At 63.4% G+C, this 17,617-nt stretch carries 5 protein-coding genes; all 5 read left to right on the top strand.

Going from position 1 to position 17,617, the window contains the following annotated elements:
* The first annotated feature begins 386 nt into the window (after positions 1-386).
* The 5 genes from NTU39_RS24610 to NTU39_RS24590 all read left to right on the top strand — a co-directional run bounded on the left by NTU39_RS24610 (position 387) and on the right by NTU39_RS24590 (position 17,575).
* Positions 387-2,543 (top strand): filamentous hemagglutinin N-terminal domain-containing protein, encoded by a 2,157-nt coding sequence (locus NTU39_RS24610; protein WP_257958780.1) that lies wholly within the window; start codon positions 387-389, stop codon positions 2,541-2,543.
* Positions 2,540-4,357 carry a ShlB/FhaC/HecB family hemolysin secretion/activation protein gene (locus NTU39_RS24605; protein ID WP_246184735.1) on the top strand — a complete coding sequence of 606 codons (1,818 nt, stop codon included), beginning with the start codon at positions 2,540-2,542 and terminating at the stop codon, positions 4,355-4,357. Before NTU39_RS24610 ends, NTU39_RS24605 begins: the two co-directional genes overlap by 4 nt.
* A 67-nt stretch (positions 4,358-4,424) precedes the next feature.
* On the top strand, positions 4,425-5,354 hold the full coding sequence (locus NTU39_RS24600; protein ID WP_246184734.1) for a peptidylprolyl isomerase: 930 nt from the start codon (positions 4,425-4,427) through the stop codon (positions 5,352-5,354).
* A 186-nt stretch (positions 5,355-5,540) separates the two neighbouring features.
* Complete coding sequence (locus NTU39_RS24595) at positions 5,541-17,234, top strand: beta strand repeat-containing protein (protein ID WP_257958779.1); 11,694 nt, start codon at positions 5,541-5,543, stop codon at positions 17,232-17,234.
* Positions 17,234-17,575 (top strand): DUF6984 family protein, encoded by a 342-nt coding sequence (locus NTU39_RS24590; protein ID WP_257958778.1) that lies wholly within the window; start codon positions 17,234-17,236, stop codon positions 17,573-17,575. Before NTU39_RS24595 ends, NTU39_RS24590 begins: the two co-directional genes overlap by 1 nt.
* Positions 17,576-17,617: the final 42 nt, after the last annotated feature.

Here is a 17,617-nt window from a genome sequence, read left to right as displayed (position 1 = left end):
ATGTTCTACTTCGTGACCGATGCAACTAAAGAAATCAACAAAAAATCAATGAGCTACGTGATCTTGCGTAGTTCGACATAAATCGACGTCTGGAATCATAGCTCGATGCATGGATTCGTCCCGAAAAAAGCATCGGAGTAAATAAAAACAAATAAAACCGTCGAAACCCTAAAGAAATCACCATCTCGATCCGTAATGCTCTGTCTGGGCTGGTTCTCACCAGTTAGGAATCCGAGGGGCGCGGCGTCTTGCGCAAAGCTGGCACATCACGATAGCCGGCGCATGAGATGCCGTTTCGGGGAACGCAGACGATGTGACTTTGGGTCACGTTCGACGCGGCCTTCGGATGTTGCGAGCAGTATGACAATCAAAAGAACGAAGATCAGATGCCTTGGCAATCAACGCGCGAAGTCTCGCCGTTGGCCGGCGGGATTGGCGGGCACAGCAAACGCAGCAATCGCAGTTCGGGGATTCAGCGGTTTCGACAGTTTCAACGGGTATCGAGGTACGGCCTGGCGACTTTGCTCGCTGCGGCCGCGCATTGCCATGCCGCGGGCATTGTCCCGGACGGCGGCACCGCGACCTCCGTCACCGTTGGCGCGGACGGACGTCAGAACGTCAACATCGCAGCCCCCGTCTACGGCGTTTCACGCAACACGTACACCAGCTTCAACGTTGACCGCGCCGGTGCGACCCTGAACAACACGGGGGTGAACGCACGGACCATCGTCAATGAAGTGACGGGAACCGCCCCTAGTCTGATTCAGGGACAAATCGCCGTGGCCGGGCCGCGAGCGAACGTCATCCTCGCGAATCCGAACGGCATCACCGTCAACGGGGGATCGTTCGTCAACACCGGCCACGTCGCGCTCAGCACCGGGCAGGTGTCGTTCAGCGACGTCCTCGTCGCCCCCGGCCTGTATCAGCGCAACGTTGTGCTCAACACCGGCCAGGGCACCATCGAAGTCACCGGCGGCGGGCTTGCCGGCACGCTGATCGGTCTGGAACTCATCGCCAAGACGGTCAAGGTCAGCGCGCCCATCACCAACGACTTCTCGTCGCCCACGGCGTATGTGCGCGTCATCGCCGGTAGCAGCAAGGTCTCGCTCAATACGAGCTTTTCCCCGGACGACAACAACAACGACTGGGTGACGTTCGCCAACAACCAGCAGTCCAACCCCAACGCCATTGCCCTCGACATCGAGCCCGCAGGCAGCATCACATCCGGCCGGATTCAGTTGTTGACGACGGACCTCGGCGCAGGTGTGCGCCACGCGGGCGCAATGATGGCTAACGCGGGCGACTTTTCCCTGACTTCCGCAGGCGACGTGCTCCTCGCCCCGTCGAGCAAGATCAATGTCGCCAACAATCTGTCGTGGCAGGCGAGCGGACAAACCGCGATGCGCGGCGCGTCGATTCTCACCGGTGGCTCGATCAACCTGTCCAGCGGCAGCGTACTCGTGGCGAACGCGGGCGCAATCCAATCGACGCTCGTCTCCTCGCGTAGCGGCATCGTCCTCAACACTCCGGGCGACATCACGAACATCAGCAGCCTGATTCAGGGCGTTACGCGCGACCGTGCATTGACGTCCTCCGAAGGCGCGATCACCTTCAACGCTGGCGGGACGATCACCAACACCTCGGACCCCACCAATCCGGGCGGTGCGTTCGGCGTCGTCTTCGGGGTGAACGACGACGTCGTCATGCGCGCCGCGCGCGACATCGTCAATCTGAACGCTCGCGTCGAATCGAACCAGTCGGTCACGATGGCGGCGCAAGGCGATCTCAGTAACGTCATCTCCCATACGGAAGGCGCGAACGGCGGCGTCGCGACCGCCTACGCCAACAGTGGCCGACGCTGGCTGCTCTTCTCCACCCGTGACGAAGGCTTCTCCGTCGACTATGGCTCGCTTCCCGCGCCGAGCCAGCTCTCCTACATCATTGCGGACGCAGGCAACGTCACCCTCTCGGGCCGTAACGTCTACAACACGGGCGGCACCGTGTTGACGAACGGTGGCGATATCCGCGTGACCGCGACGAACACGCTCGTCAATCAGGCGATCATGACGGGACAGGCGTCGTACCAGCGCTCGTGCTTCATCTTTTGCCGGGCGGAGGCCTCGAGCACGACGGCGTCCTTCGGCGGCCAGATGCAGGCATCGGGCAACATCTCGCTCGCCGCCGGACAAAGCGCGACGAACATCGGCGGCAACGTCATCGCCTGGAGCGGCAATCTGACGGTCGACGCGCCACTCGTGACCGCACAGGGTCTGCTCGGATATACCGCCTACAACGGCACGCGTGGCCTGAAGGCGTGGTTCGGCAATCGCTGGGCGGCAATCTACGCGCAGAACGACGGCGGCTTGTTCTCGGCGGCCTCCGGTGAGGTCGTGCTGACCGGGCGCGGCGTGATCAAGGGCGGTGTCATTGCCGGGGCGAAGGGCGTGCGCGCCGCGCAGGGCATCGAGACGGCCTTCGTGCCGTATCGCGACCCGGTCAGGATCGGCACGCATCTCGGTTTGACGACGTGGTTCGGCCTATGACGATGCGCCTCCTTAATCCCACGCGCATCGTGGCCGTGTCGCTGATGGTCGTCTCCAGCGCGATGCACAACGCATTCGCGCAAATACCGCCCGGGTTGCCGCCGATACCGTCCGCTCCTGCGGGCATCGCGCCGCAACAAGACCCCGCGCAGCGCCTGCTCGACGAGCAGCGCAGCCGCGAGTTGCAACGCGAACTCGACCGACAGCCTGCGCAGATCGAGGTGGCGCCAGCGGCGTCGCCACAGGTGCCCGATCTCCCGGCAGACGCCGACATCGACACGCTGCCGGATCCGGAACCGACGTTTCGCATCGACCGCATCGTCTTCAAGGGGGACACCGTCCTCAGTGCCTCGGAACTCGACCGGATCACTGCACCGTTCCTGCACAAATCGCTCGGGCGGCGACGCATCGACTTACTGATGCGTCGCCTGACGGAAGCCTTCGTCGCACGCGGCCTCATCACTACGCGCGCCTACCTCGCCACGCCGCAGAACCTGTCGTCCGGCACGCTGGCGGTCACGGTCGTCGCGGGTCGTATCAGCGGCTTCACGTTGAACGGCGGCGCGTTGCGTCCTTCGGCCACGGGCGACGGCAAACAAGGCGACGGTGGCGGCCTGCTGACGGACGCCGGGACGGCATGGGCCTTCCCCGCATCGGTCGGTGACGTCCTCGAACTCCCGGCGCTCGAACAGGGCGTCGACCAGATCAACCGTCTGCGTCGCAATCAGGCGCAGATCCAGATTCTCCCCGGGCAAGCGGCGGGCGAGTCGATTGTGGCGATCCGGAACCCGTTCGGCAGCCGTCTGAACTACAACGTCGGCTTCGACAACTACGGCAGCACAGCGACCGGCAAGTGGCGCACCCGCGCGTCGGTGGAGGCGGGGAACGTCATAGGTTTGCAGGAATCTTTGAGCTTCTCCTACGTGGGCACGCGCGACAGCAACGCACTCGTCGTGTCGGCAGCCGTCCCCTACGGCTTTCAGACGTTCAGCTACACCGCAGCCCTCTCCGAATACCAGCAGATCATCGGCGGCACGGCCTTGCTTTACGGCCGCACGCTGAGCCAGATTTTCGGCTGGAACAACGTCCTCAGACGCTCGTCCTCGGGGCGAGTGAGTCTTGACGTCACCCTCACGAAGCTCTCCACCGAGCGCGACGTCAACGACATTCCGCTGTCGCCACAAGACCTGACGATCTTGCGCGTCGGTGTCTCCGGCCTCTGGCGCTTCACGCGCAACGGCCAGCCTGGCGCGTTGACGGCGTCGCTCGGTGTGTCGCAGGGCTTGCCGTGGCTCGACGCCTCGCGCGACTTCGACGGCATCCAGAAGCAGGACGCTCACGCGCAATTCACCAAGCTCGACGCCAGCACGACCGTCCAGCTGCCGCTCGCGCAGATCGGCCCGACGGTCTGGACGTGGCGTACCACGCTCACCGGCCAGTACAGCGCCGTCGCCCTGTTCGGCAATGCGCAGATCTTTCTCGGCGGCACGGACTCCGTGCGCGGCTTCATGCAAGGCGGCATCGCGGGCGACAGCGGCTTCTACGTTCGCAACGAAGCCGTGTGGGCCAACGCCCCGGTCTGGCAGGGGCTGCGCTGGGAGCCGTATGCGTTCCTCGACGGCGGCAAAGCACATTTGGTGGCCGAAGCCGGATGGCCGACGCTGATCGGCGCCGGTGCCGGGGTTCGCGCGCAATGGCAGTTCCGTGGACAGACGTTCTCCGGCGAGCTGATGGCGGGCCGTGCGCTCGTGCAGCCGTCGTCCATGGGACCGAAAGGCAGTGTCGTTCTCGTCACGCTCAACTGGGCGGGATGAATTCCGAAGATGCGGACGAGCGAGCGACCGGCTCGCAGCGTCCGTCAACGTTGTGGGAGAGGTATCGATGAAAGCGAAGTTCAGCCGTATGTGGAGTATGTGGATGGCTGCGGGCGTATGCGCAGCATTGGGCGTGGTGACGTTACCGGCGATGGCGGCCAAGTCGGCGGCCGCGCCGTCGTCAGTGAAGGCGGATGCCAAGGGCGACAACAAAGTCGACAGCAAGGCGAACGCACAGAAGCCGCTACCGGCGGATGCCGTCGCCAGCGTCAACGGCGTGGCGATCTCGAAGGTGTCCGTCGATGCGATGGTCAAGGCGAGCGGCCAGCCCGACAGCCCGCAACTGCGCGAGCTGTTCAAAGGGCAACTGATTGCCAACGAGTTGCTCAAGCAGGCAGCGCAGAAGCAGCACTACGAAGCGCGCCCCGAAGTGCAGGCGGCCGTCGAAGCGGCGAAGACGATGATCGTCACGCGCGCATTCATGACGGAGCACCTCAACGCGGCACCGGTCAGCGACACCGACGTCAAGGCGAAGTACGACGCGGTCGTCGCCACGCTGGGCGAGAACGAGTACCACGCGAGTGTGATCGCCGTGCGCGACGCCGTCACCGCGCAAACCGTGCTCGATCAACTGAAGAAGGGCAGCGATTTCGCAGCGTTGGCGCGTCAGTACAGCCAGGGGCCGAACGCCGCGCAGGGCGGTCAGTTGAACTGGGTGTCCTTCAAGACGCCGATCACGGCGGGCAACACGCAGAACTGGCCGCAGCCGATTGCCGAAGCGCTGGTGAAGCTGCCCAAGGGCGGCGTGTCGAGCGAGCCGTTGCAAATCGGCGAGCAACTGTGGATCTTGCGCGTCGACGACAAGCGCGCCACGCAGATTCCGAAGTTCGAGGAGAGCGCGCCGCTGCTGCGCAAGCAACTCGAACAGGTGGCGATGGAAAAAGCCACGGCGCGAATGATCGGCGATCTCGTCAAGAACGCACGCATCCAGCAGTAATCCGGAAGCCATCGAACGATGCCAGGCGTGATTGAGACGCCCGGCATCGCTCGACATCGTCGCCTTCCGACGATTCGCAGTTGGTACTAGGAAGTCAGCATTCAGCAGTCCGCAGGTCATCGAATCGCCACAGGTGGTGTGGCGGTCTCGCGGTACGCACGTCCAAAGAAACGAACAGGTCACGCCATGAACGCATCTTCGCGAGGAATCACCGAAGCTGGAGAAAACGCACGTCAGTCGATGAATATCGACGACGAGGCGATGGATTTCCACTTCCCGGAGAAGCCCGCGATTCGTCTGTGGCAGCGTGCCATTGCGGCCTGCGTCGCGCTGACGCTGCTCGTCAGCCCCATCTCGGTGACGTTCGAACTGAGTCAGTCGGCTGCGCGCGAGTTGGCCGCTAATACTGCCGGGAAAGCGGGCTTCGACGAGACCGCTCTGACGGTGATGCGCTCGCTCGCGTCGCTGCGTGTGCACGTCGGCATGCAGACGGCGTCCGCCGCGCCGATCACCGACCCGACCGCGCCGGTCGTCTTCGCACCGAAGATCACCACGAGCGGCAACGGCATCCCCGTCGTCAACATCACGGCCCCGAACGCCGCAGGCATCTCGCTCAACCAGTACCAGAGCTTCAACGTCGACGCAGCGGGCCTGATCCTCAACAACAGTCTGCTCAACGGCACGTCGCTCAACGGCGGGGTGATTGCCGCCAACCCGAATCTGTCGGGCCGCACTGCGAGCACCATCGTCAATCAGGTGACGTCGTCCGGCGGCGCTTACGCATCGGCACTCAACGGTCCGCTCGAAGTGTTCGGCGCGCCTGCCACGGTGATCATTGCGAACCCGAACGGCATCTCCGTGCGTGGCGCGGGTTTCACCAACACCATCGGCGTCACGCTGACGACCGGCACGCCGCAGTTCCTCTCGGGCCCGGGCGGCACGCCCACCGATTTCGCGAACGCCAACGCGCTCGGCTACAACGTCAACAGCGGCCACATCCAATTGGAAGGGAATGCCGGGATGAACGGTCCCGGCAGCGGCATCGAAGGCACCGTCGGCGCGATCGATCTCATCGGCCAGACGGTCGGCATCAATGCGCCGTTGTACGCGGGCACGCGCATCAACGTCATCACCGGCAATCAGCAGGTCCTGACGGGCGCCGTGGACGGCACGGGCACGCGCTACATCACGTCAACGAACGGCGCGGCCAATACGGCGCAGGCCATCCAGAGCGCGACGGGCAACGCGCAGGCGTTCGCCATCGACGCAACGCGCTTCGGCGCGATGACCGCCGGACAGATTCAGGTCATCGGCACGACGGCTGGCCTCGGTGTGCGCATGGCGGGCGATCTCGCGTCGACGACGGGCGACCTCACGCTCTCGTCGGGCGGCGATCTGACCGTGGCCAACCATGCAGCGCAGCAGCAGGTGCAGATGACGAGCGCGGGCAACGTCGCGCTCAGCGGCACGGGACTCGGCGAGACCGGCTATCGACTGACGGCGACCGGCGATGTGACGTCGGCCGGATCCCTGCAATCGGGCAAGGCGATGGACGTGCAGGCGGGCGGTAATCTCACACTCGCGAACCTTCAGTCGAACGGCGACACTGCGTTGAGTGCAACGAAGGCGCTGGCGCTGAAGGAAGCGCAAATCGGCGGCAATCTGTCGCTCGCGACACAAGACAGCGCGCTGGGTGACATCCGTCTGACGGGCCCGGTGACGGTCGGCGGCACCCTCGTCGCAAACGCTGCGCGCAGTCTTGTCGTCACCGACAGCACAGGCGCGAACGGCAACGTGTCCATCGTCGCCAGCGGCGATTTTCAGATCGCTCAGGGCGCACGTCTGACGGGCCACGGCGCGATATCGACGCAATCGGGTGGCGACACGCGCATCGACGGCACGCTGGCATCCGGCGCGCAACTCGACATGACGTCGAATCGACGCCTCGACGTGCAGGGCGATGTGGCGTCGAGTGGCGCCGCACGCCTGAGCGCGGGCGAGGCACTGAATGTCGACGGCACGTTGCTCGGGCAAGCCGACGCGACACTGCGCGCAGGCAGCGACATCACGGGCAAAGGCAAGCTCGCTTTCGGCACTGACGCCACATTGCGCGCCGGACGCGATATCTCGCTGACCGGGGCGTTGCTCGCAGGCGCGCTGGACGTCGAAGCATCGAACGGCCTCTCGCTGGCCGATGTGCAGAGCACGGGTGTTGCCGCATTGCGTGCGTTGGGCAATGCAGGCGGTGGCGACATCGCCCTGCAAGGCAAGGTCTCGTTTTACGGTGCGGCGGCGCTCACGGCAGCGCGCGACATCCTCGTGAATGGCACCACGGCGGGTGCGGATGCTGTGACGCTGAACGCCTCGCGCGACGTCAACGTCGCAGGCTCGCTTCAAACGGCAGGCACCACGAATGCGCTGACGATCACGGCAGGCAATGCCGTCACCGTCCCCGGCACGATTCAGGCGAGCGCGGACCTCAAGGCGAATGCCGGTACGACGTTCGACGTAGCAGGTACCGCGACCGCAGCGGGCGACGTCGCCCTGCAATCCGGCGGCGACATGCGCGTGACGGGCAACGTGTCCGGTCAACGCACTGGCAAGCTCGACGCGGGTGGCAATCTCGACATCGGCGGTGGCGCGCATTTCCTCGGCGACACCTGGCTGACGTCCGGTGCGAACGCCACGCTTAACGGCAAGTTGCAGACGGCGAACCTCGTCGTCACGAGCCGCAACGCGGTCACGCTGGGCGATGTCCAGACCGGCGGCACGCTCGACGTGCTGGCGCGCGGTCTCGACGGCAGCGGCGACATTCGCGTGACCGGACCGTTGGCGTCCTTCGGCGTGGCGACGATGAATGCCGCTCGCGATGTCGTCATTGCCAGCACGGGCAAGATTGAGGCGAACGACAAGCTCGTCGTCACGGCACAGCGCGATGTGCAACTCGACGGTGGTGTGGCGGCAGTCGGCGACGTGACAATTACCGCGACGTCCGGCAATCTGAACACGACCGCGAACCTGAGCACCAATAGTCAGCTCGCATTGACCGCAGGGCAATCGGTGACGCTCGGCGCACCGCAGACGAGCGCCATCGGCAACGCTACGGTCACCGCAGGACAGGACATCGTGTTGAGCGGTGCGCTGGTCGGCCTCGCGGGTGTCTTGCAAGCTGGACGCGATCTCGTCGGTGCAGGGGCGTCGGCGTTCACCAACACCGCGACGCTTGGCGCGAACCGCAACGTTAACCTGTCCGGCGTTTTGCAGGGCAACGGTGTGAGCGTGACGGCGGGCAACAGTGCGACTGTCTCCAGCGTCACGTCCAATGGGCTGTTCTCTGTAACGGCCAACGGCAACGCGGGCGGTGGCGACGTCGTCGTCAATGGCGAGTCGAGTGTGGTCGGTGCAGTCACGCTGAAGGGTGCGCGCGACGTCACCGTCGCAGGCACCTTGCAGACGGGCGAAGACGCTACGCTGACCGGCACACGCGACGTCAACATTACGGGCACGGTCCGCACGGCGAAGGACGCAACGCTGACGGCGACGCAAGGCAATGTCAACGTCGACGCGCAGGGCAAGCTCGGCGTCAATGGACAACTGACCGAGTCGGCAGGAACAGACGTCGTCATGGGCGGGCAGACGGCGGTCGCGGGCAACACGACGCTGACCTCGGGTCGCGACACGGTCATTCAGGGCGCGCTGAACGGTCAGGGCACCGGGCGCATCGATGCTGGCCGCGACGTAACCGGCGCAGGCTCGGCGTCGTTCACCGGTGCGCTCGACGTGAGCGCCGCGCGCGACGTCGACCAGAGCGGTCTGTTGCAGGGCGGTGGTCTGACGGTCGTCGCGGGCAACAGCGTGACCGTTAAAAACGCGCAGTCGACCGGCGCATTGACGCTGACGGCCAAGGGCCTCGCAGGCGGCGGCGACATCGTCGTCAATGGCGAATCCGGCGCACCGGGCACCGTATCGTTGCAGGCCGCGCGCGACATCAACGTCGCGGGCACACTCGGCGGCGGCGCGGGCACCACGCTCGACGCGCAACGCGACATCGTTGTGGGCGGCGCGATCCAGTCGGTGGGTGACGCCAATCTGACGGCGCACGGCGGCAGCATTCGCGCGACCGGCGGTGTGAGTGGCGGGGCGAATCTCTCCTTCAACGCAGCGCAAGACATCTCGCTCGGTCAGTCGACCAGTGCATTGCGCGACGTCACGATCAACGCCGGACGCGATCTGCAACTCGGCGCAGTGTTGCTCGGCGTGAACGCGAACCTGACGGCAGGCCGCACGTTGCTCGACATCGGCGACGGCAGCAGCAAGGCCGTCTTCACGGGCAACGCCACACTCGCGTCGGCGGGCGACACGCGACTCACGGGCGGTGTGCAGGCGAATGCCATCGACGTGACGGCGGGTGGTAATGCGACGTTCGGCGTCCTCAACTCGGCCACCGGCATCAAGGTCACGACGACCGGCACGGCGGGCGCGCTGGGTGGTCCGGGTGACATCGTCTTCAACGGTGCAGTGTCGTCGCCGAATGCGTTCTCGGCGACGGCTGCACGCGACATCCTCCTTGCAGGCAGCCTGGCGTGCGGTGCGACGTGCGAACTGGCTGCACAACGCAATCTGTCGGTGACGGGTACGGCGCTCACGATGGGCGACCTCTCACTGATCACGCGGATGGGCGACCTCGCCATCAGTGGCGAGGTGACGACAGCGGGCGCGCTGCTGGCAACGAGTGCGGGCAACGCAACGCTTGGCGGCAAGCTGAGCGTGCAAGGCGACTTGCGCACTACTGCTGCCAACGATCTCACGCTGACGGGGCAAACCAACGTGCAGGGCATCGGTGCGTTGCGCGCCGGTCGCGACGTTCTCGGTGACGGCACAGCATTGTTCGGCGGCGACGTCACGCTCGACGCGGGACGCAACACAGCGCTGACGGGCGCATTGTCCGGCCAGAACGTCGACGTCCACGCCGCGAACAACGCGGGTCTGCATAACGTGCAGGCGACAAAGGCACTGACCGTAACGGCGGACAGTGGCGATGTAGCCATCACTGGCGACGCCGTCGCACTCGGCACGGTGACACTGACTGGCGCACGCGACGTCGCCGTGACCGGCAAGACGGTCGGTGGCGACAACGTCACGGTGACTGCCACGACGGGCGACATTCGTCTGCAAGGCGACACGGCTTCCGAGCGCAATCTCACGCTGACGGCGGCGAACGGTGCGATCACGACGGGTAATGCGGGTGCGCAGGGTGACGTCACCGTCAACGCGGGCAAGTCGCTGACGATGCAAGGCGACACGACGGCCAACGGTCTGGTGCGTCTAACGGCCGGTGGCGATATGACGCTGGGCAATGTGCGCAGCGTCGTCGCAGATGCTGTTGCCGGGTTGCTGACGGCAGGTGGCAAGCTCAGCGCTGCGTCGCTCACGTTCGGCAATGGTGGCCTGACCACGCTGTCAGGTGGTGCGACGCAAGTCACGGGCGCCATCGTCGCAGGCGATGCCCTGACGATGACCACGACGGGCGACCTGACTGCGGGCGCTATTCAGGCGGGCAAGTCAGCCACACTCACGGCGGGCGGTGCGGGTGACGTTCGCGTTGCGGGCGACGTCGGCACGGGTACGAGCTTGACCGTCAATGCCGGGCGCGATGTGACGCTCGGCGGCGCAGTGACGGCAGGCGAGGGCGTGACCGTCACGGCCGCGCGCGACTTGGCGGTGACCGGCGCGTTGTCGGCGAATCAGGACATCGCACTGACCGCGACGCAAGGCAACGTCACGTTGACCGGCCCTGTCACCGCGATTCAGAACTTCACGGCGAAGGCGGGCAGTACGCTGACGATGGGGGCCGCGCAAGTCAACGGCGACACGACGCTGACGTCCGGCGCGACGATGGCGCTGGGCGGCCATCTGATCGGCAAGGGCACGGCGACGCTGCAATCCGGCGGCGACATCACGGGAAGCAACGGTGCGCTGACGTTCGGCAAGGACGTGGCGATCACGTCTGGCGGCAAGCTGACGCTCGGCGGCGTGGATACGGCGGGCGATGTGAAAGTGACGTCGGCAGGTGACGCGTTGCTTGGCGCGTTGACCTCGATGGGCAAAGCGTCGCTCACCAGCACGTCGGGCAGTCTGACGGTGGACAAGGTGCTCGTCGGCGGCACGCTCGACATGAACGCTGCGACGAACCTGACGGCACTGCAAGGCGTGTCGAGCATGGGCGCGATGACGCTGACCGCGCAGAACGGCAACCTCAGCGTCGCGAACGTCTCCGGCAACGACACGGTTTCGCTGCGTGCGGGACAGACGCTCACGCTGGGCGGCACCAACACCGTCGTCGGCGACATGACGCTCAATGGCGGCAACGTCGTCATCAACGGCGCTACGACGGCTTCCAAATCTTTCACTGTCACGGCAAGTGGTGCGCTCGACGCGAGTGGCGGGCAGCTCTTCGTCACCCAAGACGCAAAGCTGCGCGGCGCACGCATCGACACGGGCGCGATGATCGTCGGTGGCGCGCTGGATGTGACGGCGACGCAGTGGATCAAGACGCATGGCCTCGCGCTCATCAATGGCGCGACGACCTTCAATGCAGGCACAGGAACGTTCACCAACTCGGCGGGGGCATCGGTCCTGAGCGCCGGGCCGTTGTCGGTGACGGCGGGCAGCATCGTCAACGAGGCGAGCGGGCAACTGGCGTCGACGAAGGCACTGGCGCTGACGTCCACCGGCAACATCGTCAACAACGGGCTGATGAACGGCAGCACGACGTCGGTCACGGCGGGCGGTGCACTGACCAACACCGGGACGGTGCTCGGCGCGAACGGCGTCACGCTCAACGTTGGTGGGTTGAACAACAACGGCGGCATGATCCTCGCGGGCGACGTGACCGGCGCGACACCGGCGAGCGCGGATCTTGCGCTGACGGTCAACGGCGCGGGCACGGTCACGACGGCGGGTGGCGAGCTGGCCGCGACGCGCAATCTCGCGGCGTCGATGGGCGCGGCGACGTTCGACGTAACCGGCGGCGCATTGCAGGCTGGCGGCACGATGTCGATCACGGCCAACGTCATCAACAACACCGGGTCGTTGCAACTCGGTGGCGCGAACACCGTGCTGACGGGGCTGGCGTCGTTCCTGAACAGCGGCACGATCCAGAGCAACGGCGCGCTGACGCTCGCGAGTAACGGCTGGTTCACGAACATCGGCAGCGTGGTGGGCGGCAGCGATGTGACGATTAATGCGGCGACGATCAACGGCGTAGGCGCGACGATCCACGCCGACCGCGATCTGTCGCTGACCCGCGACGTCATCAACAGCGGCCTCATCGAAGCGAACCGCAACCTTAGCGCCACGGGCGGTAACTTCACGAACGCGGGTGCGAAGACGCAGGCCGCTGGCGACATCACCTTCTCGCTGCCGGGCACGCTGAACAACATCGGCGGCACGATCATCGCAGGGAACAACCTGACGGTGAATGCGGGGGCGGTGATTAATGATCAGGCGGGGGGATCGGGCGCGGTGACGACTACGACCACGGTCGTCGATCCGAGTCTGATCTGGAGCGCGATTATCGGAACCCGTGGCTCGAAGCTCAGCCTGGGCGCTGGTGGCGGTGAAGGCGACATGAACGTGCGGTGGCTCGATGTGACGTCGGCTGCAACGCTTGGTGATCTACTGTCGCCGACGGGCGTGACGTTGGAAGGTAAGCCCGACGGCATCAATCCGTGGACGGGAGATCGCTGCAACGGTGGACTCGCTCCGCTGTCATGTGATGCGGGCACGGCTGCGCCAACGACCGGCTCCGGAACGTTCTATATGAACAAGTTCCGGGGAAGTCGCATGGTCGGCGATAACCCGGTCGATTACGACTATTGGCAGGCGAGTGCGTCGCCCATGCCGAACGCGCTGACCTCTGTGGCCATTAACCTGCCTACGGTCAATCAGACGTCCACGGTGACGCAAATGGGCGCGAACGGCGTCATGATTGCGGGTGGCGACATCTCGGTCACGACGTCCAGCCTGTCGAATCGCGGCGGGCAGATTGCAGCGGGACGCAATCTGACGCTCAACGTCGGATCGATGGCAAACGGCGCGGTATCGCCGACGACCACCAGTTCGGTGGTGAACGCGGTCGATCAAGGGCAGTACTCCGCGTTCCTCGCACAGCTGGCATCGCTGGGTGCCATCGAGGTTCCTACCTACCAAAACGAGAATCTGTCTGACGCGCAGCTCGCGCACCAAACGGTGTCGTTCAACATTGCGACGGGATCGGCGGCACCCACGTCGACTTCGACGATTGGCTGGTCGACGCCCCTCGGCCTGATCACCGCAGCGAACACGATCAATCTGTACGGCGGCAATCTCGTCAACGAGGGCATGATCTATGCCCAGAACAACGTCAATATCTTCGCGTCGAGCGTCACGAATCAGGGCGGCAATACGCAGCAATTCACGTCGCAGGCAGGGTGTGCGGCGGGCACGAGCAACGCTGCCTGCTACCGGGGTAACGATGTTCGTGGGCAGAACCCTAACACCACCTCGTTCACCTTCGCGCAGAACAACGCGGCAATCATCGCGGGCAACAACCTCACGATTGCTGCGGGGACGATCAACAACAAGTACGGCGATCTGATTGCGGGTCACGATCTGGTGATCGGTGGAGTTGGCTCTTCGGCGACGGGCACCACCGCTGCTGACTCACTCACCAACACCTCGGGCAACATCCTCGCGGGTAACAACCTGACGCTGAACGTCGCGGGGGGCATCACCAACACGTTGCCGCCGCCGGTTCAGGTGCACGAGAACTACGGCAAGCTCGAAAAGTACTCGGGTTGTATGACGGCGGGTGGCTTCAAGGAAAGCTACTGCGAGGCGTACGTCGATCAGCAGTCGGGCAACTCGTCGATCATCGGCGCAGGGAGCAATCTGACGATCAACGCCGGGTCGCTGACGAACGTCGGCAGTCTGATTACGGCGGGGCTTAACGCAACGATCAACGTCAGCGGTCCGGTGGTCAACAGCGCACAGACGCTCAATGCCTACTGGCACTCGCACTGGGTGCAAGAGACGGGCATGTTCGAGTCGGACAAGCGCCATGACGTGTGGAGCTGCGGCAGCGCTGCGGAATGTACGTCGCTCTATGGTGATGCCTACACGAGCGTGGGCGGTGTGATCAACCCGCCGACGCCGGTGGGCAACATCGCAGCGACGATTCAAGCACCGAATCTGACGGTGACGTCGGGCGGTCAGATCGTCAACGTGGGTAATGTGGTGGGACAGTCGGTGTCTCTGACCGGTACGAGCTTGGTCAACGGCATCACGACGGCCAACACGTACACGCCGCAAGTCGGCAACGCACCGCAAGTGATCAGTCTAGCTCCGGCGAACGGCGGCCTGAACCTGACGATCCCAGCGAGCTTGGGCGGCGCGGGTTCGTCAATCCTGACGGGAGCCACCGGCCAGCAGAACGGCCCGAGCTACGTCGTGGGTGGATTAGGCGCGACGCTCGACCCCGTCTCCCCGCAAGTACTGATCTCGAACTTGCCCGCGTCGCTGCAACCAAGTACGACGACGTTCTACTTCTCTCCTCAACAGGAAGCGATCCAACTCCAGCAAGCCGCCCTGATGCAAACGGGCAAGGCGAGCTTCATCAATGGTTTGTCGACGGATAGCACGTCGCAGTTGAGCGTGAACGACCAGCAGAAGCTGGTGATGTACGGCAACGCGGTCGAGTACGCGAAGACGAACAACATCCAGCTGGGTCAAGCACTGACACCTGAGCAGATCGCCGGGTTGTCGCAACCGATGCTGTGGTACGTCGAGCAGACGGTGCCCGAGCCGGGATGCGCGGCAACGGGTAATGCGAAATGCCCGACAGTCACGGCCCTGATGCCGCAGGTGTACCTGCCTGAGAATTTCACAGCGTTGTCCGCAGGCGGACAGATTCTCGCGAGCAACGACCTGTCGCTGAACTTCGGCAGCACGGCGACAGGTGGCAGCATCCTGAACACGGGCTCGATCACCTCAGGCGGGACGCTGACGGTGAACACCGGCACGCTGACAAACCGCGCAAACGTGGTCGACGTCGGCGAGATCTGGAGCTACATCAAGGACGCGGGTTACCTGAAGACCACCGGCACGATGGTGCAGCCGGGTGGCTTCATGAGCGCAGCAGCGGGCGGGTTGACGCTCAACGTCGACCAGTTCAACCAGATCGGCGGCGCACTCCAACTCTTAGACCCGAACGGCCAAGTCGATCAAACCGCAACGCAAGCATTCATCGCGGGTGTAGCGGCACAACTGGGCGACAAGTTCGTCCAGCAGACGCTGCAAAACGACCTGCACGCGGACTTTGTGAAGCAGGGCGGGAATTTCGGGATTCAGCAGGTTGGGATGATCATGGCCTCGGCCATGTTGGCCGGAGCATTGGCACCGCTGATGGCCGGATTGGTTGCGGCGCAACTTGGATCGGTCGCAGCGACATTCGTAGCGGGCGGGTTGGGCAACGTGATGGCGAGCGCCGCACTCACCGCCATGGCGAGTTCGACGCTCACGCAGGCGATGTTCACAGGCTCGTTGGACTTCGGTTCAGTGCTGAAGACGGGGCTGTCGGCGGCGGTTACCGCAGGGTTGCTGAACGGTATTACGTATTCGAGCGCTGATGGCTTGGGGTTCTCGACGACAGCTTCTCCGAATAGCCTGAGCAGTCTCGCGGGCGTAAAGCCAACTTTTGTGGAAGGTACCGCGAGCCAAGCTAGCACAGCCTCCGCAGGCTTCTCAATCACTCAAGGCATGGCGATCTTCGGCCAGTCTGTGATTCAGGCCGGGGTGCAATCAACGATTCAAGGTGGCAGCTTTCTGGATGCGCTGCAGGCAAACGGGATCAGCAACCTTGGCGCAGCGTTGGCGTTCCAGATTGGCGAAGCGAAAGCCGACGGTCTATTTGGGGACGGCCTAAGCAAGAACATCCTTTCTATCGCGGCACACGCAGCGCTGGGTTGCGCGGGAAGTGCGGCGTCCGGAAATGGATGCGCAGGCGGCGCAATCGGTGGGGCAGCAAGTGCGGCATTTACACCGGACTTCATTAAAGGAATCGATCCAAGCGGTGCGCCACTCAACGAGGGCCAACTGGCCGCGCTCTCCATGCTGTCGAGCTTGATGGGGGCGGGGCTGTCGGGGGCAGCGGGAGCAGACGCTAATGCTGGAGCGTTCTGGGCGCAGAACCAAGCGTTGAATAACGATTCTAGATCTTCGAAGCATCTGGAAGATGCCGCGAAGAACGGCGGCGCCTTCTATGCCGTGGACAACTTGCTAGCTCAAGACCCTGATCAATGGCTTCGGAACTTCTTTTCGATCGGGAGCAGGAATGCCAACAAGGCAGAGTCTGACCCTAACCGTCAAATTGATCCGACCGACGGCCCGCGCAATAATGGACCTGGTGCACCGTCCCCGGTTACACCTGCAGTTGTTTTGAGATGTTTGGCAGGGGGGCCGGTAGGATGTGTGGTCGCTGCCATATTAGGATCATTGGTTCGACCGGCTTCTCCGCCACCTAGTAATTGGACATTTTCGAGTGGCAATGGTGGTGCGGATAAGAGCACGACTGACGGCACAGTTGCCAATCCCACTTCGAACGTTCAATTTGGTGCAAATAAGAATCAAACTGATCATGCATTTCGTCATGTAATTGATGGTGGTTATGACGCCGCTGCGGTGCAAAAATCGGTGTCGGATGATCTTGGGAAAATTGGAAAAATGATCCCAGAAGGTTTGTATAACGGTACCGTTTTTGTTGATGGCGTGGAGTTTAACTACAGCGCTTTCAAATTTCCGAATGGAAAAATAAATGTTGGAAGAATAACTTCTCCGAGGTAATGATGGGAAAAAGAAGAAAGTTAAGCGCTCGTGAGTACTCGCTGGTGGTGGGTTTGATTTCTCGATCAGATCTTGGCGAGGATAAAAAAAGCGCATTGATCGAATCGGCTCGCGATGCTCCCGTCGAAGAGTTGTCTGATGGTGGGATGGGAAGTTTGAGGTTTTTTTGGGGTGGTTGTGAAATTAGAAAATTTGGTCGAAAAATAGCGGAGCGTGAGTTTTTTGATTCTGATGGTGTGGAGATTTCCGTGGCAATTAATTTGGACCAATTGGGGGATCTGTATGAATTGGATCTGTGGAAGGTCGATTTTTCCAAGGTGAAGGTTTTTCCATCGATTTGATAGGGTATTTATTCTCGGAAATTGAGAATCTAATAACTGTCT

Source organism: Pandoraea commovens (genome assembly GCF_024704525.1).
Lineage (GTDB): Bacteria > Pseudomonadota > Gammaproteobacteria > Burkholderiales > Burkholderiaceae > Pandoraea > Pandoraea commovens.
This window is presented reverse-complemented; position numbering and strand designations above follow the sequence as displayed.

Bases quoted from the DNA above. Each gene is read 5' to 3' on its own strand.
- NTU39_RS24610 (WP_257958780.1), top strand. From the start codon at position 387: ATGCCTTGGCAATCAACGCGCGAAGTCTCGCCGTTGGCCGGCGGGATT.
- NTU39_RS24605 (WP_246184735.1), top strand. From the start codon at position 2,540: ATGACGATGCGCCTCCTTAATCCCACGCGCATCGTGGCCGTGTCGCTG.
- NTU39_RS24600 (WP_246184734.1), top strand. From the start codon at position 4,425: ATGAAAGCGAAGTTCAGCCGTATGTGGAGTATGTGGATGGCTGCGGGC.
- NTU39_RS24595 (WP_257958779.1), top strand. From the start codon at position 5,541: ATGAACGCATCTTCGCGAGGAATCACCGAAGCTGGAGAAAACGCACGT.
- NTU39_RS24590 (WP_257958778.1), top strand. From the start codon at position 17,234: ATGATGGGAAAAAGAAGAAAGTTAAGCGCTCGTGAGTACTCGCTGGTG.